16 protein-coding genes are annotated in these 17106 nt (G+C 54.2%); 6 read left to right on the top strand and 10 right to left on the bottom strand.

Going from position 1 to position 17106, the window contains the following annotated elements; all coding sequences use genetic code 11:
• Positions 1 to 160: 160 nt before the first annotated feature.
• The 5 genes from ygfM (at position 161) to KP80_RS03280 (ending at position 8116) form a co-directional block, all read left to right on the top strand.
• Positions 161 to 940, top strand: coding sequence for a molybdopterin-dependent oxidoreductase FAD-binding subunit (gene ygfM, locus KP80_RS03300; protein ID WP_052282157.1), 780 nt, complete (start codon positions 161 to 163; stop codon positions 938 to 940).
• Positions 937 to 3807, top strand: coding sequence for a molybdopterin-dependent oxidoreductase Mo/Fe-S-binding subunit (locus tag KP80_RS03295; RefSeq protein ID WP_052282156.1), 2871 nt, complete (start codon positions 937 to 939; stop codon positions 3805 to 3807). Before ygfM ends, KP80_RS03295 begins: the two co-directional genes overlap by 4 nt.
• A 164-nt stretch (positions 3808 to 3971) precedes the next feature.
• Positions 3972 to 5372, top strand: a complete 1401-nt coding sequence (locus KP80_RS03290; protein ID WP_052282155.1) for a nucleobase:cation symporter-2 family protein — start codon at positions 3972 to 3974, stop codon at positions 5370 to 5372.
• Positions 5373 to 5390: 18 nt separating this feature from the next.
• Positions 5391 to 6707, top strand: coding sequence for a guanine deaminase (gene guaD, locus KP80_RS03285; RefSeq protein WP_052282154.1), 1317 nt, complete (start codon positions 5391 to 5393; stop codon positions 6705 to 6707).
• Positions 6708 to 6748: 41 nt separating this feature from the next.
• Positions 6749 to 8116: an NCS2 family permease gene (locus KP80_RS03280; RefSeq protein WP_052282153.1), complete on the top strand. Its 1368-nt coding sequence runs from the start codon at positions 6749 to 6751 to the stop codon at positions 8114 to 8116.
• A 45-nt stretch (positions 8117 to 8161) separates the two neighbouring features.
• Here KP80_RS03280 and KP80_RS03275 read toward each other — a convergent pair whose 3' ends face one another.
• From KP80_RS03275 to KP80_RS03265, 3 genes are read right to left on the bottom strand one after another with little or no spacing between them, the layout of a single operon-like run.
• A complete protein-coding gene (locus KP80_RS03275; RefSeq protein ID WP_052282152.1) occupies positions 8162 to 8398 on the bottom strand; it encodes a non-oxidative hydroxyarylic acid decarboxylases subunit D in 237 nt (78 codons plus the stop codon).
• A gap of 10 nt (positions 8399 to 8408) precedes the next feature.
• Complete coding sequence (locus KP80_RS03270) at positions 8409 to 9836, bottom strand: non-oxidative hydroxyarylic acid decarboxylases subunit C (RefSeq protein WP_052282151.1); 1428 nt, start codon at positions 9834 to 9836, stop codon at positions 8409 to 8411.
• Positions 9836 to 10426, bottom strand: coding sequence for a non-oxidative hydroxyarylic acid decarboxylases subunit B (locus tag KP80_RS03265; RefSeq protein WP_052282150.1), 591 nt, complete (start codon positions 10424 to 10426; stop codon positions 9836 to 9838). Before KP80_RS03265 ends, KP80_RS03270 begins: the two co-directional genes overlap by 1 nt.
• A 171-nt stretch (positions 10427 to 10597) precedes the next feature.
• On the opposite strand from KP80_RS03265, the gene KP80_RS03260 reads away from it, so the two are divergent.
• Positions 10598 to 11002, top strand: coding sequence for a MarR family winged helix-turn-helix transcriptional regulator (locus tag KP80_RS03260; protein WP_052282149.1), 405 nt, complete (start codon positions 10598 to 10600; stop codon positions 11000 to 11002).
• 103 nt (positions 11003 to 11105) lie between these two features.
• Here the strand turns inward: KP80_RS03260 and rpoS are convergent, their stop codons facing one another.
• The 7 genes from rpoS to ispD all read right to left on the bottom strand — a co-directional run bounded on the left by rpoS (position 11106) and on the right by ispD (position 17088).
• On the bottom strand, positions 11106 to 12098 hold the full coding sequence (gene rpoS / locus KP80_RS03255) for an RNA polymerase sigma factor RpoS (protein ID WP_052282148.1): 993 nt from the start codon (positions 12096 to 12098) through the stop codon (positions 11106 to 11108).
• A gap of 115 nt (positions 12099 to 12213) precedes the next feature.
• Positions 12214 to 13311 (bottom strand): murein hydrolase activator NlpD, encoded by a 1098-nt coding sequence (gene nlpD / locus KP80_RS03250; RefSeq protein ID WP_231625902.1) that lies wholly within the window; start codon positions 13309 to 13311, stop codon positions 12214 to 12216.
• Between the two features lie 176 nt (positions 13312 to 13487).
• On the bottom strand, positions 13488 to 14117 hold the full coding sequence (locus KP80_RS03245) for a protein-L-isoaspartate(D-aspartate) O-methyltransferase (RefSeq protein WP_052282146.1): 630 nt from the start codon (positions 14115 to 14117) through the stop codon (positions 13488 to 13490).
• Positions 14111 to 14872, bottom strand: coding sequence for a 5'/3'-nucleotidase SurE (gene surE, locus KP80_RS03240; RefSeq protein WP_052282145.1), 762 nt, complete (start codon positions 14870 to 14872; stop codon positions 14111 to 14113). Before surE ends, KP80_RS03245 begins: the two co-directional genes overlap by 7 nt.
• A complete protein-coding gene (gene truD / locus KP80_RS03235; protein WP_052282144.1) occupies positions 14853 to 15902 on the bottom strand; it encodes a tRNA pseudouridine(13) synthase TruD in 1050 nt (349 codons plus the stop codon). The genes surE and truD overlap by 20 nt, the downstream gene beginning before the upstream one ends.
• Positions 15899 to 16378 (bottom strand): 2-C-methyl-D-erythritol 2,4-cyclodiphosphate synthase, encoded by a 480-nt coding sequence (ispF, locus tag KP80_RS03230; RefSeq protein WP_052282143.1) that lies wholly within the window; start codon positions 16376 to 16378, stop codon positions 15899 to 15901. Before ispF ends, truD begins: the two co-directional genes overlap by 4 nt.
• Complete coding sequence (ispD, locus tag KP80_RS03225) at positions 16378 to 17088, bottom strand: 2-C-methyl-D-erythritol 4-phosphate cytidylyltransferase (protein ID WP_052282142.1); 711 nt, start codon at positions 17086 to 17088, stop codon at positions 16378 to 16380. Before ispD ends, ispF begins: the two co-directional genes overlap by 1 nt.
• Positions 17089 to 17106: the final 18 nt, after the last annotated feature.

Below are 17106 nucleotides of genomic sequence, written 5' to 3'. Positions count from 1 at the left end.
TCACATAATTCCATCTTTATTCTCCTGACCCGTAAGTGTGGTATGGACGTTGCTGCATATAGCCCAAATTTACTTGCGCTTCGATTTACTCCCGGTCGAAAAGGCCGCTACCGATACAGTCTCTCAGTTATTTCTAAAGAGAGGAGCATAAGGACAGTTTATGATCGAACAATTCTTCAGGCCCGATTCTGTCGAACAGGCTCTTGAGCTTAAACGCCGCTATCAGGGCGAGGCCGTTTGGTTTGCTGGCGGCAGCAAACTCAATGCTACGCCAACGCGCACCCAAAAGCGTATTGCCATCTCGCTTCACGATTTAGAACTGTCGTGGGTTGATTGGGACAACGGGACGCTGCGTATTGGCGCGATGACCTCACTACAAATGCTGCGCGATACCCATTTCATCTCTTCCGCACTGCACGACGCGCTGGGTTTTGTTTACTCCCGGCACCTGCGCAATCAATCAACCCTCGGCGGAGAAATCGCGGCTCGTCAGGAGGAGTCCGTTTTACTCCCCGTCCTGCTCGCGCTCGACGCGTTGTTGCTCTTCGGAGACGGAGAGATGCAATCGCTGGAAGATTATCTGGCCAATCCAGAGGACCGTTTGATAACGGAAATCGTGATTAAAGATCCCTATCGCCGCTGTGCTACGCGCAAAATCAGCCACTCGCAGGCCGGGCTCACCGTGGTCACTGCCGCCGTCGCGCTCACCGAACATGAAGGGATGCGAATTGCACTTGATGGCGTCACGCCTCGCACACAGCGCCTACGCGATGTCGAAGCACAAAACCTGGATGGCGAAGTCCTGGAGCGTGCCGTCGCCGCCGCTATATTCCCGCAGCCAGATCTGCGTGGCAGCGTGGCTTATAAACGCTATATCACCGGCGTCGTCGTGGCTGATCTCTATGCCGACTGCCAGCAAATGGGAGAGGAAATAGCATGATGGTCCACTTTACGCTTAACGGCATTGCTCAGGAAAAAAGAGTAGATGCGGGCGAAAACGTCCAGAAACTCCTGTTTAAGCTCGGCATGCATTCAGTACGCAACAGTGACGACGGTTTTGGCTTTGCCGGCTCTGACGCCATTCTTTTTAACGGCCATATCGTTAACGCATCATTACTTATCGCCGCCCAACTCGAGCAGGCTGAAATTCAAACGGCGGAATCTCTGGGAAAATGGAACGAACCAAGCCTTGTCCAGCAGGCGATGATCGACGTTGGCGTCGTGCAATCCGGTTATAACGATCCCGCCGCGGCGCTGATTATTACCGAACTTCTTAACCGAATTGCAGCCCCAACCCGCGATGAGATTGATGATGCACTTTCTGGTTTGTTCAGCCGTGATGCTGGTTGGCAGCAGTACTATCAGGTTATCGAACTCGCCATTGCCCGCAAAGCCGATCCCCATGCGACTACCCAGGTTGCCCCGACCTTCCGCCCGGATCTTACGGTGATAGGCAAACTGCATCCCAAATCGGATGCCGCCGTAATGGTCCAGGCCAAGCCCTGCTACGTTGAGGATCGTGTTACTGACAATGCCTGCATCATCAAAATGCTGCGCAGCCCGCATGCGCATGCGCTGATTACCCATCTCGACGTCAGCCAAGCGGAGGCTTTGCCCGGCGTGGTGCATGTCATCACCTACCGTAACTGCCCGGATATCTACTACACCCCAGGCGGGCAAAGTGCACCGGAACCCTCACCTTTAGACCGCCGCATGTTTGGCAAGAAATTACGCCACGTTGGCGATCGCGTTGCCGCTGTGGTGGCCGAGAGTGAAGAGATTGCGCTGGCGGCGCTCGCCCTTATCAACGTTGAATACCAGGTGCTTAAACCGGTGTTGTCGATTGATGAAGCCATGGCGGATAACGCGCCCATCGTCCACGACGAGCCCGTCGTCTACGGCGTTGGCGCACCCGACACGCTGGAAGAAGACAACGCGCATGCCACCCAGCGCGACGAGCATATGATCATTAACTTCCCCATCGGTGCTCGCCCACGCAAGAACATTGCCGCCAGCATCCACGGCCATATCGGCAACATGGAGAAAGGATTTGCCGACGCCGACGTGGTGATTGAAAGAACTTATCACTCGACCCAGGCACAACAATGTCCGACGGAACCGCATATTTGCTTCACCCGCATGGATGGCGATCGCTTAGTGATTCACGCCTCCACCCAGGTACCGTGGCACGTCCGTCGCCAGGTCGCGCGCCTGGTTGGCATGAAGCAGCATAAAGTACACGTCATCAAAGAGCGCGTTGGCGGTGGTTTCGGATCGAAACAGGACATTTTGCTCGAGGAGGTCTGCGCCTGGGCAACCTGCGTAACGGGACGGCCGGTCTATTTCCGCTATACCCGTGAAGAGGAGTTTATTGCCAACACCTCTCGTCACGTGGCGAAAGTCACGGTGAAACTGGGGGCCAAAAAAGATGGTCGCCTGACCGCAGTGAAAATGGATTTCCGCGCCAACACCGGGCCATACGGCAACCACGCGTTGACCGTACCCAGCAATGGGCCCGCCCTTTCCCTGCCATTATATCCTTGTGATAACGTCGATTTTCAGGTCACCACTTACTACAGCAATATTTGCCCTACGGGCGCTTACCAAGGCTACGGCGCACCAAAAGGCAACTTCGCCATGACCATGGCGCTTGCGGAGCTGGCCGAGCAGCTACAAATTGATCAGCTAGAGATTATCGAACGCAACCGCGTTCACGAAGGCCAGGAGCTTAAGATCCTTGGCGCAATCGGGGAAGGTAAAGCGCCAACGTCCGTCCCTTCTGCCGCCAGCTGTGCGCTTGAAGAGATCCTGCGCCAGGGCCGGGAAATGATCCAATGGTCGTCGCCTAAGCTGCGCCAAGGCGACTGGCGGATCGGCCGTGGGGTAGCCATTATCATGCAGAAATCAGGCATCCCGGATATCGATCAGGCCAACTGCTTAATCAAGCTGGAATCCGACGGTACCTTCATCGTGCAGTCCGGCGGCGCGGATATCGGTACGGGCCTGGATACGGTGGTCGCCAAACTCACCGCTGAAGTACTGCATTGCCCGCTGTCCGATGTACAGGTCATCTCCGGCGATACGGATAGCGCCCTTTTTGATAAAGGCGCCTACGCCTCCTCGGGCACCTGCTTCTCCGGTAACGCCGCGCGGAAAGCGGCAGAAAACCTGCGCGATAAAATCCTGTTCCACGGTGCAGAGATGCTCAATGAGCCACTAGTCGATGTCACGATTGCGGCACCGGGAGTCGTGCGCGGCAAAACGGGAGAAGTGAGTTTTGGCGACATTGCACATTTGGGCGAAACCGGAATGGGCTTTGGCGCCCTCTCTGCAACCGCCTGCTATATCACGCCTGATTTTGCGTTCCCTTATGGCGCAAACTTTGTCGAACTGGGAGTGAATATCCGAACAGGTGAAGTCCGCCTTGATAAATTTTATGCGCTACTCGACTGCGGCACGCCGGTTAACCCAGAGCTGGCGCTGGGGCAAATCTATGGGGCAACCATGCGCGCCATCGGCCACAGCCTGAGCGAGGAGATTATCTACGATACCAAGGGGAATCCGCTCACCCGCGATCTGCGCAGCTACGGGGCCCCTAAAATCGGCGATATTCCGCGTGATTTCCGTGCAGTGCTGGTTCCAAGCGACGATAAGGTCGGCCCTTTCGGTGCGAAATCAATTTCCGAAATTGGCGTTAACGGTGCCGCACCGGCTATCGCCACCGCCATTCATGATGCCTGCGGCGTTTGGCTGCGCGAATGGCACTTCAGCGCAGAAAAAATTCTGCGTGCTTTAGGAAATATATAACCATCGCGGGCCGCTTTTGCGGCCCGTTGATACCCCTCGCTGTTTATCAGGATGACGTGTTTAGCGAATTGAGATAACGCATTCTCAGGGGCCTCTACGCCTCAAATTCGCCAATGTGTTCCGCGGAATCAGATGATCAAATTTGCTTTAAAAGGAGTAAAGGGATGTCTGATATAACTCGTACGAACTCCGATCTGATATATGAGTTGGAGGATAAGCCCCCGTTTTACCAGGCGATTATTGGCGCAATTACGCACTTATTAGCGATCTTTGTTCCCATGGTCACACCAGCATTAATCGTCAGTGCAGCATTGCAGCTTTCCACCGACACCACCGCTTATCTGGTCTCCATGGCCATGATCGCCTCAGGTATCGGCACATGGCTGCAGGTCAATCGCTATGGCATCGTGGGCTCCGGCCTGCTTTCCATTCAGTCCGTTAATTTCTCTTTTGTCACGGTGATGATTGCGCTCGGCAGCAGCATGAAGATCGATGGTTTTCATGAAGAGTTGATCATGTCATCACTGCTCGGCATCTCGTTTGTGGGCGCATTTTTAGTGGTCGGAGCGTCATTTATCCTGCCTTATTTGCGCCGGGTTATTACCCCCACCGTCAGCGGCATTGTGGTATTGATGATTGGTCTGAGCTTAATCAAAGTCGGCATTATCGATTTCGGCGGCGGCTTTGCGGCGAAAAGCAGCGGTACCTTCGGCAGTTATCAACATATTGGCGTCGGTCTGCTGGTTTTAATGGTGGTCATTGCGTTCAACTGTTGCCGCAGTCCCCTACTACGTATGGGCGGCATTGCGATTGGGCTATTCGTTGGCTATCTCGTTTCATTATGTTTAGGCATGGTCGATTTCAGCGGGCTGAAAAATTTGCCCCTCATCACCATCCCCTCCCCCTTTAAATATGGGTTTCATTTTAGCTTTCACCATTTTCTGGTGGTTGGAACGATTTATTTACTCAGCGTATTAGAAGCCGTTGGTGATATTACGGCAACAGCCATGGTTTCTAATCGCCCGATTCAAGGTGAGGAGTATCAATCTCGTTTAAAAGGCGGTGTGCTGGCCGATGGCATTGTCTCCGTCATTGCTTCCGCCGTTGGCTCACTACCGCTCACGACATTTGCGCAAAATAATGGCGTCATTCAAATGACCGGTGTCGCCTCACGCCATATTGGCCGGATCATCGCCATAATTCTGGTGATTCTGGGGCTATTCCCGATGATTGGCGGCTTCTTCACCACCATCCCCTCTGCGGTATTGGGTGGCGCCATGACGCTAATGTTCTCGATGATCGCCATCGCCGGTATCTGCATCATTATTACTCATGGTCTGAAACGTCGCGATACCTTAATCGTCGCTACCTCCTTAGGTTTGGGACTTGGCGTGTCCTACGACCCTGAGATATTCAAAATTTTACCGGCCTCAATTTACGTGCTGGTGGAAAACCCCATTTGCGCGGGGGGATTAACCGCCATCGTTCTGAATTTAATTTTGCCCGGCGGCTATCGGCCAGAGGAAATATTACCCGCCGTCTCATCCGCGAAGGATACGAATTAAATAATAAAGGAATGCATCATGTCTGAAGAAAAAAAGATAAAAGCGGTTCGTGGAAGCTTTATTGATATCACGCGCACCATTACGCATCCGGAAGAAATCGAGTCGGCGCTGCGCTTTATTGAAGACGGCTTACTGTTAATCCGTAACGGTAAAGTTGAGTGGTTTGGGGAGTGGAAAGAGGGAAAGCACCTGATCCCAGAAACCATCCGCATTCGCGATTATCGCGGCAAACTGGTGGTGCCGGGATTTGTCGATACGCATATCCACTACCCGCAAAGCGAGATGGTCGGCGCCTACGGCGAACAGCTGCTGGAATGGCTCAATAAGCACACATTTCCGACGGAACGACGCTATCAGGATCTCGACTACGCCCGGGAGATGTCGACCTTTTTCCTCAAGCAGCTTCTGCGGAACGGCACCACTACCGCATTGGTCTTTGGCACCGTGCATCCGCAATCGGTCGACGCGCTGTTCGAAGCGGCAAGCCATATTAATATGCGCATGATTGCCGGTAAGGTGATGATGGATCGCAACGCGCCCGATTATCTCCTTGATGATGCGCAGAGCAGCTACCTGCAAAGCAAAGCATTGATCGAACGCTGGCATAAAAATGGTCGCTTACTGTATGCCATTACTCCTCGCTTCGCCCCCACCTCCTCGCCTGAGCAGCTGGCTATGGCGCAGCGGCTGCGTGAAGAATATCCCGACACATGGGTGCATACCCACCTGTGCGAAAACAAAGATGAAATCGCCTGGGTCAAAGAACTGTACCCCGACCACGATGGCTACCTCGATGTCTACCACCAGTTTGGGTTGACCGGTAAGAACTGTGTTTTCGCCCACTGTGTGCACCTGGAAGAAAAGGAGTGGGACCGTCTGAGCGAAACAGATTCCAGCATCGCTTTTTGTCCGACATCCAATCTCTACCTCGGCAGCGGGCTATTCAATCTCCAAAAAGCGTGGCGCAAAAAGGTCAATGTTGGCATGGGAACGGACATCGGCGCGGGGACCACCTTCAACATGCTGCAAACCCTGAACGAAGCCTACAAAGTGGTGCAGCTACAGGGATACCGTCTCTCCGCCTATGAAGCCTTTTACCTCGCCACGCTCGGCGGGGCAAAAGCATTAGGGCTGGACCATCTGATTGGTAACTTCAACGTGGGCAAAGAGGCCGACTTTGTGGTTCTCGAACCGACCGCCACACCGTTGCAACAGCTGCGCTATGACAACTCCGTCACGCTGGCAGACAAGCTGTTTGTGATGATGACGCTGGGTGACGACCGCTCCATCTACCGAACCTATGTTGATGGCCAATTAGTGTATGAACGCAGCTAACTCATTGTAAACCCCTACTCACACTCTTTGAGGGCACCATTATGTCTGGAGAAATGCATCAAACTCCCGCTTCCTCATCATTGCACGGTGCGTTAGATAATTTTTTTCACATCTCCGCACGCGGCAGTAGCGTCCGCCAGGAGATCCTCGCTGGGCTCACCACGTTTTTAGCCATGGTGTATTCCGTCATCGTTGTTCCTAGCATGCTGGGCAAGGCCGGTTTTCCGCCCGGAGCGGTATTTGTCTCCACTTGCCTGGTGGCGGGCTTTGGCTCGCTGTTAATGGGCCTGTGGGCGAACCTGCCTATGGCGATCGGCTGCGCCATCTCACTGACCGCTTTTACCGCGTTTAGCCTGGTCCTTGGACAACACATTAGCGTCCCCGTGGCCCTCGGCGCCGTTTTCCTGATGGGCGTTATCTTTACCGCGATTTCCGTCACCGGCGTGCGTACCTGGATTCTGCGTAATTTGCCGATGGGCATCGCGCATGGTACCGGGATTGGCATTGGGCTGTTTCTCCTGCTGATCGCGGCAAATGGAGTGGGAATGGTGATTAAAAACCCACTGGAGGGATTGCCCGTCGCCCTTGGTGCCTTTGATTCATTCCCCGTCATTATGAGCCTGCTCGGCCTGGCGGTGATTTTTGGTCTGGAGAAGTGCCGGGTCCCCGGTGGAATTCTGCTGGTTATTATTCTTATCTCGATTATCGGCCTTATTTTTGATCCTGAGGTGAAATATCATGGCCTTGTCGCGATTCCGAGCCTCAGCGATGCCGACGGCAACTCCTTAATTTTCAGCCTTGATATCATGGGCGCACTCAATCCAACCATTTTACCGAGCGTACTGGCGCTGGTCATGACCGCAGTCTTTGACGCAACCGGCACTATCCGCGCGGTTGCTGGTCAGGCCAATTTGCTGGATAAGAACAACCAGATAATCAACGGCGGTAAAGCGCTGACCAGTGACTCCATCAGTTCCGTCTTCTCGGGCCTGGTGGGAGCTGCTCCGGCCGCCGTGTACATTGAGTCGGCGGCGGGGACTGCTGCTGGCGGAAAAACCGGGTTAACGGCTACCGTGGTTGGCGGCCTGTTCCTGGTGATTCTCTTCCTCTCACCGCTCTCATTCCTGATCCCAAGTTATGCCACTGCGCCGGCACTGATGTACGTCGGCCTGTTGATGCTGAGCAACGTGTCAAAGCTTGATTTCAATGATTTTATTGATGCGATGTCGGGGTTAGTTTGCGCAGTCTTTATCGTCCTGACCTGCAATATTGTGACCGGGATTATGCTGGGGTTTGTTACCCTGGTGATTGGGCGACTGGCCGCGCGTGAGTGGCAAAAACTCAATATCGGCACGGTGATTATCGCGGTTGCTCTGGTGGCGTTTTACGCGGGGGGATGGGCAATTTAATGCGATGGCCACTCCATACGCTATCGTGTGGAGTGGCTGGTTAACTTAGCGTTTATCCTGCGCTAACAGCGGCGGGATACTCGGCACCATCGGGGCTTCATCGATATCCTTCTGCGTCATGCGGAAAGCTTCCGGATAGTGCTCACGGCTGGTGCGACGCAGCGGCTCGGTATCGCGCCAGGTGTACAGGCAGTGCTGGCACTGATAGACAGTCCAGACATCTTTTACAGGCGATTTCGCCATCACTTCAATATGTTCATCGGCGCAACGTGGACAAATCATCTTTTCCTCCTTACTTACGGTTAGCCAGCATAGCGGTCAGTTTTTCAGCCCAGGCTTTGGTTTCAGGCAGATCCTGTACCGGCTGGCTGTAGTGGCCACGATTGTCCGGCGCAACCGGTGTGGTCGCGTCAATAATCATCTTATCGGTGATCCCCGCAGGGCTTGAGCCAGGGTCCAGTTCCAGCACGGACATATTCGGCAGCTGGACAAGATCGCCCGCCGGGTTAACTTTCGACGACAGCGCCCACATCACCTGCGGCAGGTTGAACGGGTCGACATCTTCATCAACCATAATCACCATTTTCACGTAGCCCAGACCGTGCGGCGTAGTCATGGCGCGCAGCCCAACCGCACGGGCAAAGCCACCATAGCGTTTTTTGGTCGAGATAATTGCCAGCAGGCCGTGGGTGTACATCGCGTTAACCGCCTGTACTTCGGGGAATTCTGCTTTCAGCTGCTGATACAGCGGTACGCAGGTGGCCGGGCCCATCAGGTAGTCAATCTCGGTCCACGGCATCCCCAGATAGAGGGATTCAAAAATAGGTTTAGTACGATAAGAGACTTTATCGATACGGACCACCGTCATGTTACGGCCGCCCGAATAGTGACCAGTGAACTCGCCAAACGGCCCTTCAATCTCACGTTTACGCCCTTCAATCACCCCTTCCAGGATCACTTCTGAACCCCACGGGACATCAAAGCCGGTCAGCGGTGCGGTGGCAATCGGGTACGGGCTTTCACGCAGCGCACCGGCCATCTCATATTCTGACTGGTCGTATTTCAGCGGAGTCGCCCCCATCAAGGTGATGATCGGATCGTTACCGAGGGTGATGGCAATGGGCAAGTCTTCCCCACGTTCTTCAGCTTTATGCAGATGCAGCGCGATATCGTGCATCGGCACGGGCTGCAAGCCGAGCTTACGTTTGCCCTTCACTTCCATCCGGTAAATACCGACGTTCTGTTTGCCGAAGTTATCCGGATCAAGCGGATCGCGTGACACTACGCAGGCCTTATCGAGATAAAAACCACCATCACCGTCGTTCAAGCGAAACAGCGGCAGGATATCAAACAGGTTAATCTCTTCACCATCGACGGTATTCTCAGCCCAGGCCGGGTTGGCACGACGTTCTGGCGCAATCGGGAAATGGTCCCAGCGGCGGATAAATTCATCGATCTGTTTTTTGACCGGCGTGTTCATCGGCAGGCCCATCGAGATCGCATGGTTCTGCCACGATCCAATGGTATTCAGCGCCACGCGCGCATCGGTAAAGCCACGAATATTATCGAACCACAGCGCCGGCGCACCGTCACCAATACGTCCCGTTGCGTTGGCCGCGGCCGCCAGATCCGGCTCCGCATTTACCTCTTCACTGATTTTGAGCAGTTGCCCCTGATCTTCCAGCGCTTGCAAAAAACTGCGTAAATCATCAAAAGCCATTATGCATTCTCCTGTGACAATTTCTCAGCCCGTAACCCGCTCCAGCGCCGTGCCTGACGGTGTTCAAGGCCAAACTGATCCAGCACCCGCGTAACAACGTGATGCGTGACATCATCAATGGTCTGCGGATGGTTGTAATACGCGGGCATAGGCGGCACCATCGCCACCCCCATGCGCGAGAGCGCCAGCATGTTTTCCAAATGAATGGTGCTGAGTGGCATTTCACGCGGCACTAACACCAGCTTGCGCCCTTCTTTGAGCACCACATCGGCTGCGCGCCCTACCAGTCCCTCAGCATATCCAGCACGGATCCCCGCCAGCGTTTTCATGCTGCACGGGATAACAATCATGCCGTCGGTACGAAATGAACCCGATGAGATAATGGCGGCCTGATCGGCGGGGCTGTGGGAAAAATCGGCCAGGTCGGTGACATCGCGGACGCTATACGGGGTCTCAAGCTCAATTGTCGTTTTGGCCCATTTCGACATCACCAGGTGGGTTTCTACATCCGGCATGTCACGCAGTGCCTGGAGTAGAGCCACACCGAGCGGCGCGCCGGTCGCACCGGTCATTCCAACAATCACTCTCATACTTACCTCTAAATTTGTTCGTGTACGAACATTTAAAATGAAAATACGCCTGAATATCGTCGATGGCAATATCGTTCGTACACGATCGCACTTAAAGCTCAAAGATGGAGGATTAAAAAAGATGGCAGGAGCGGCTATCATAAAGAACATGTTTTTGAAGATGGGGTTTTCATGGAGTTAAGAAACGAAGCATTTCACCTGCTACGCCAGCTTTTTCAGCAGCATACGGCGCGCTGGCAGCACGAATTGCCGGAGCTGACCAAACCCCAATATGCGGTTATGCGCTCCATTGCCGAACATCCGGGTATTGAGCAGGTCGAACTCACCGAAGTGGCCGTCAGCACAAAAGCTACCCTGGCAGAGATGCTGAGCCGGATGGAAAGCCGGAATTTGGTCAAGCGCGAGCACGACCCGGCGGACAAACGCCGGCGATTTGTCTTTCTCACTGCGGAAGGTGAAGCGCTGCTCAATGCCAGTAAGCCTATCGGCAACGGCGTTGATGAGGAGTTTCTTGGCAGATTAAGCGATGAAGAACGCGCACAGTTTACGCGGCTGGTTCGAAAAATGATGAGCTAAAAGACCCTGTCTTTCGTCGGCCACCAAGTTATGGGCAATCAGAAATCTCGTGCGACAAAAGAAAAAGGCCAGTCGATGACTGGCCTTTTTGACGAATGTTCACTTACTCGCGGAACAGCGCTTCAATATTAAGCCCCTGACCCTGCAGGATTTCCCGCAGACGGCGCAGACCTTCAACCTGAATCTGACGTACGCGTTCGCGGGTCAGACCGATTTCACGGCCCACATCTTCAAGGGTTGCCGCTTCATAGCCCAGCAGGCCAAAACGACGCGCCAGCACTTCACGCTGCTTGGCGTTCAGTTCGAACAGCCATTTGACGATGCTTTGTTTCATATCATCGTCCTGCGTGGTGTCTTCCGGGCCGTTTTCATTTTCATCGGCCAGGATATCCAGCAGCGCTTTCTCAGAATCCCCGCCCAAAGGCGTATCAACTGAGGTGATGCGTTCATTAAGACGCAGCATCCGGCTAACGTCATCAACGGGCTTATCGAGCTGTTCAGCTATCTCTTCGGCGCTCGGCTCGTGATCCAGTTTATGCGACAGTTCACGCGCGGTACGCAAATAGACGTTCAGTTCTTTAACGATATGGATTGGCAGACGGATTGTACGGGTTTGGTTCATGATAGCCCGTTCAATAGTCTGACGGATCCACCACGTGGCATAGGTCGAAAAGCGGAACCCACGCTCCGGGTCGAACTTCTCTACGGCACGAATCAGCCCCAGGTTGCCCTCTTCGATAAGATCCAGCAGAGCCAGACCACGATTGCCATAGCGGCGAGCAATTTTCACTACCAGACGAAGGTTACTTTCAATCATCCGGCGGCGTGAGGCGACATCGCCACGCAGAGCACGGCGAGCAAAGTAGACTTCTTCTTCTGCGGTTAATAATGGAGAATAACCGATCTCACCCAGATAAAGCTGAGTCGCATCGAGTACACGTTGAGTGGCACCCTGCGAAAGTAGCTCCTCTTCGGCGAGTTCGCTGTCACTGGGTTCCTCTTCATTCAGGACTTTCTCATCGAAAGTCTCTGCTCCATTCTCATCAAACTCCGCATCTTCATTTAAATCATGAACTTTCAGCGTATTCTGACTCATTAAGGTGGCTCCTACCCGTGATCCCCAGGCAATGCACCTTATCATGTCACTTTTCAGGTAGCCCCTGCGGCTGCCGACGCCACCTGAAAGCGTTCATGTGAAGTACTTTGCCGAATTATCGCTGCGGTAAATACTGCAGCGGGTTGACGGATTTCCCCTTGTAACGAATTTCAAAATGCAAACGTGTCGAACTTGTTCCTGTGCTACCCATGGTAGCGATTTTCTGCCCCGCCTTGATATCTTGTTGCTCTTTTACCAGCATCGTATCGTTATGAGCGTAAGCACTCAGGTAATCATCGTTGTGTTTGATGATAATAAGATTACCGTAGCCGCGCAGTGCGTTACCGGCATAGACGACGCGCCCATCGGCGGTTGCGACGATTGCCTGTCCTTTACTGCCCGCAATATCGATACCTTTGTTGCCACCGTCGGTGCCGCTAAAGTTTTCGATAATCTTGCCGTCAGTAGGCCAGCGCCAGGAAGAGATTGGCGAACTGGTTGATGTACTGCTGGCAGTCGCTACGGTTGTGCTCGTGGTTGGGGCCGTTACAGGCGCTGTGACAGTCGTCGCAGGCTTGTTATTAGGCAACATTTTATTAGCACTTTGTTCACCTGAATCCTCAGAATACGTAATTGTCGAAGTCGACGCAACAGCTCCGGTTGAATTTTGTGCAGGTTTTGAGACTAATCCGGAATTTCCGCTACTGGTCTGCGCACTGGCTACAGCCACCGGGTTATTGCCGGTAATCGGCTGGCCGGAGGCATTGCCAACCTGCAGCACCTGGCCGACGTTCAACGCGTAAGGTGCGGCGACATTGTTACGCTGCGCCAGGTCGCGGAAGTCGTTGCCGGTCACCCAGGCAATGTAGAACAGCGTATCACCATGCTTCACCGTATAGGTGCTGCCGCCCGCGTAGCTGCCCTTTGGAATATCACCGTATTTACGGTTATAGACGATATGGCCATTTTCCATTTGTACCGGCTGCTGTGCGACCGGCTGAACAACGCGCTGCTGAGGTTGAATCTGTTGCGTCTGAACCGGCTGTACCGGTTGAATCTGAGGTGTTGACTGCGCCGTGCTGCCCATTTTAGGTGGCGGCGTAATCAGCATGCCGGAACTCGTGCTGCCAGAGCCGTTACTGTTGCTGTTGACGGAGCTAACTGGCGCTGGTGCGTTATTCGATGAAGAACAACCGGCCAGCCAAAGTGAAATCAGTGACAACGCCACTACACGATTAACGGTAAATTTAGGGCTTCCCGCGCTCATTTATCCCCCAGGAATAGGTTAACTGCCAGTGACTTAATACCGCGCAACGCACGTCATGAACACTGGAAAATGTGTTCACCATACGCTGAATCGAGCCGAAAACTCTCAGAAAAATCCGGGTCTCAGGCCAGTTCCCCCTTCACGAGAGGAACGAAGCGAACGGCCTCGACGGTATCAATAATGAATTCGCCTCCCCGCCGATGAACGCGTTTCAAATATTGCTGATCATCGCCCACGGGCAAAACGAGAATGCCGCCTTCATCCAGCTGCGACATCAGTGCAACCGGGATCTCCGGCGGTGCCGCCGTCACGATAATGGCATCAAATGGAGCGCGAGCCTGCCACCCCAGCCAACCATCACCATGACGGGTAGATACATTATGCAAATCAAGCTGCTTCAGGCGACGCCTTGCGTGCCATTGCAGACTTTTAATCCGCTCTACCGAGCAGACGTGGTGAACCAGATGCGCCAGAATCGCCGTTTGATAGCCCGAGCCGGTGCCAATCTCCAGCACTCTCGACTCTGGCGTCAACTCCAGCAGTTCGGTCATACGCGCCACCATATACGGCTGCGAAATGGTCTGTCCCATCCCAATGGGCAGCGCCACGTTATCCCACGCGCTGTGTTCAAACGCTTCATCAATAAACTTTTCACGCGGCACTTGCGCCAATGCATCTAGCACCCGCTCATCGCGGATGCCAAGCTGATGAAGCTGATTCAACAGACTCTGGATGCGTTTGCTAACTACCATTGCGCGTCGACCCTCGCCTGCTCCAGCCAATCGGACACCACCTCATTCGCACTATGGGCGGTAAGATCTACGTGCAGCGGAGTCACGGAAACATATCCCGCATCAACGGCGGCAAAATCCGTATCCGGACCCGCATCGCATTGCGCGCCCGGTGGACCAATCCAGTAGAGCGTATTCCCGCGCGGATCCTGCTGCGGAATCACTTTATCCGCGGGATGGCGGCTGCCACAGCGGGTGACGCGGATACCTTTGATTTGGTCGAGCGGCAAATCGGGAACATTGACGTTCAGAATGCGTCCGGTGCGCAGCGGTTCGCGGGCGAGCGCCCGTAGCAGCGAACAGGTCACGGCGGCTGCCGTCGCATAATGCTGATGACCATTTAGCGAAACGGCAAGTGCGGGAAAACCTAAATGACGGCCTTCCATTGCAGCCGCCACGGTACCGGAATAGATAACATCATCGCCCAGATTTGGCCCGGCGTTAATCCCGGACACCACGACATCCGGACGCGGACGCATGAGCGCATTAACGCCCAGGTAGACGCAGTCCGTCGGCGTGCCCATCTGTACGGCAATGTCACCATTATCAAACGTGAAGGTACGAAGCGAAGACTCCAGGGTCAGCGAATTTGATGCGCCACTGCGGTTACGATCGGGTGCAACAACCTGAACCTCGGCAAACTCCCGTAAGGCTCTGGCCAACGCCTGAATACCTGGCGCATGAATCCCGTCATCGTTACTCAGCAATATTCGCATAATCACCTGTTGTATTGATAAGTTCCCTTACCACGCTGGTTGCAAAGCTGCCGGCGGGGAGCCAGAAACGCAGTTCGACAGTGACATCGTCCCACCAGTTCCAGCTCATTTGCTGCGGATAGAGCAGCATGGCGCGGCGAGCAGCCTCGACTTTTTCACGCTCCAGCAAGGACTGCAGCGCGGTTTCTTCAGCCAGCACGGTTTTTTCAAATTCCAGCGCATCGCGCTGGGTTCCCCAGTCGCCGCTACCCGGCAGCGCTGCGGTAATCATCAATTCACGCGCGTCGACGCGAGCCTGCAGGGTTTCCCGTTCTTCAACGCTTGCGACAAACCAGCTGCCACGCCCGGATAATTGTAGCGCATCGCCGTCAACAACTTGATTAAAGTCCGGTTTTTTTAGGCGTTCACTCACAATCTGATTAAACAACGCGCTACGGGCCGCCGACAACCAAAAACTGCGTTTATTACGATCGCGAACCGGGGCCCCGCTTTCCGCCCAGCGCAGCGCGCCCAACAGGTTACTGCCGCCAATGCCGAAACGCTGAGCGCCAAAGTAGTTAGGTACACCGCGTTCAACAATCGCCTGTAAACGGGCTTCGACATCGTCGCGCCCCCTGACTTCACGCAGCACCAGCGTGAACTGGTTACCTTTCAGCGCACCTAAACGCAGCTTACGCTTATGGCGGGCATATTCCAGTACCTGACAGCCTTCCAGCTGAAACTGGGTTAAATCCGGCATTTCTTTGCCCGGCACTCGCGCACACAGCCACTGTTCAGTGACCGCATGCTTATCTTTTTGCCCAGCAAAGCTCACTTCACGAGCGTGTATTTTAAGGAATTTAGCCAGCGCATCAGCGACAAATCGCGTGTTACAGCCATTTTTCAGAATGCGAACCAGAATATGTTCGCCTTCGCCGTCCGGTTCAAAACCTAAGTCTTCAACCACGAGGAAATCTTCCGGGTTGGCCTTCAACAGACCCGTCCCCTGCGGTTGGCCGTGCAACCAGGTCAATGAATCAAACGCAATCATGACGCCGCCTTATTCAGCAACGCAACAGCTTCACAGGCAATACCTTCCCCACGGCCGGTGAAGCCCAGCTTCTCGGTGGTCGTTGCTTTCACGTTGACATCATCCATATGGCAGCCAAGGTCTTCGGCAATAAACACGCGCATTTGCGGGATATGTGGCAGCATTTTCGGCGCCTGAGCGATGATGGTGACATCAACGTTACCCAGCGTATAACCCTTAGCCTGTACACGCTTCCACGCCTCACGCAGCAGAGCGCGGCTGTCCGCACCTTTAAAGGCCGGATCGGTGTCAGGGAACAGTTTACCGATATCCCCCAGCGCCGCGGCGCCCAGCAGTGCATCGGTCAGAGCATGGAGCGCAACGTCACCGTCAGAGTGTGCCAGTAACCCTTTTTCATAGGGGATACGCACGCCGCCAATAATAATTGGGCCTTCGCCTCCAAAGGCGTGTACATCAAAACCGTGTCCAATTCGCATTATGCTTTCTCCGGGTTACCCGTGCGGGTGAGGTAAAATTCAGCAAGCGCCAGGTCTTCCGGGCGAGTCACTTTAATATTATCAGCACGTCCGGCAATCAACTCGGGGTGAAAGCCGCAATATTCTAAAGCTGACGCTTCGTCGGTTATCGTCGCCCCTTCGTTCAATGCGCGAGTCAGACACTCGAGCAATAATTCACGAGGGAAAAACTGTGGCGTCAGCGCATGCCACAAATCGTTACGATCAACCGTATGGGCGATCGCTGTTTTGCCTGGTTCAGCGCGTTTCATTGTGTCGCGTACGGGGGCGGCAAGAATACCGCCAACACGGCTGGTTTCGCTAAGGCTTAGCAAACGCGCTAAATCATCCTGATGCAGACACGGGCGCGCAGCGTCATGTACGAGCACCCATGGCGCATCGATAGCGGCGCGTAGGCCTGCTAAAACGGAGTCTGCACGTTCAGCGCCGCCGTCAACGACGATAATCTGCGGATGTTGGGCAAGAGAGAGTTGCTGGAAGCGTTCGTCTCCGGGGGAGACGGCGATAATCACTCGCTGAACGCGGGCATTAGCCAGCAGCGCATCCACCGAGTGTTCAAGAATCGTTTTGTTACCGATTGAGAGATATTGTTTTGGGCAATCCGTTTGCATGCGGCGGCCAAATCCGGCTGCCGGCACCACGGCGCATACGCCCGGAAAAGTTACGGCCATGTCGTCATCCTGGAACTG

Origin of the sequence: Kluyvera genomosp. 1 (assembly GCF_001266615.1) — a bacterium.
Taxonomy (GTDB): domain Bacteria; phylum Pseudomonadota; class Gammaproteobacteria; order Enterobacterales; family Enterobacteriaceae; genus Kluyvera; species Kluyvera cryocrescens_A.
Note: the sequence above shows the minus strand (reverse complement) of the source record. Positions and strands in the feature narration are given on the sequence as shown.

Coding starts and splice junctions, on each gene's coding strand:
- ygfM (WP_052282157.1), top strand. CDS start 161: ATGATCGAACAATTCTTCAGGCCCGATTCTGTCGAACAGGCTCTTGAG.
- guaD (WP_052282154.1), top strand. CDS start 5,391: ATGTCTGAAGAAAAAAAGATAAAAGCGGTTCGTGGAAGCTTTATTGAT.
- KP80_RS03265 (WP_052282150.1), bottom strand. CDS start 10,426: ATGAGAGTGATTGTTGGAATGACCGGTGCGACCGGCGCGCCGCTCGGT.
- KP80_RS03275 (WP_052282152.1), bottom strand. CDS start 8,398: ATGATTTGTCCACGTTGCGCCGATGAACATATTGAAGTGATGGCGAAA.
- rpoS (WP_052282148.1), bottom strand. CDS start 12,098: ATGAGTCAGAATACGCTGAAAGTTCATGATTTAAATGAAGATGCGGAG.
- surE (WP_052282145.1), bottom strand. CDS start 14,872: ATGCGAATATTGCTGAGTAACGATGACGGGATTCATGCGCCAGGTATT.
- truD (WP_052282144.1), bottom strand. CDS start 15,902: ATGATTGCGTTTGATTCATTGACCTGGTTGCACGGCCAACCGCAGGGG.
- KP80_RS03290 (WP_052282155.1), top strand. CDS start 3,972: ATGTCTGATATAACTCGTACGAACTCCGATCTGATATATGAGTTGGAG.
- KP80_RS03270 (WP_052282151.1), bottom strand. CDS start 9,836: ATGGCTTTTGATGATTTACGCAGTTTTTTGCAAGCGCTGGAAGATCAG.
- KP80_RS03295 (WP_052282156.1), top strand. CDS start 937: ATGATGGTCCACTTTACGCTTAACGGCATTGCTCAGGAAAAAAGAGTA.
- KP80_RS03260 (WP_052282149.1), top strand. CDS start 10,598: ATGGAGTTAAGAAACGAAGCATTTCACCTGCTACGCCAGCTTTTTCAG.
- KP80_RS03245 (WP_052282146.1), bottom strand. CDS start 14,117: ATGGTAGTTAGCAAACGCATCCAGAGTCTGTTGAATCAGCTTCATCAG.
- ispD (WP_052282142.1), bottom strand. CDS start 17,088: ATGGCCGTAACTTTTCCGGGCGTATGCGCCGTGGTGCCGGCAGCCGGA.
- ispF (WP_052282143.1), bottom strand. CDS start 16,378: ATGCGAATTGGACACGGTTTTGATGTACACGCCTTTGGAGGCGAAGGC.
- KP80_RS03280 (WP_052282153.1), top strand. CDS start 6,749: ATGTCTGGAGAAATGCATCAAACTCCCGCTTCCTCATCATTGCACGGT.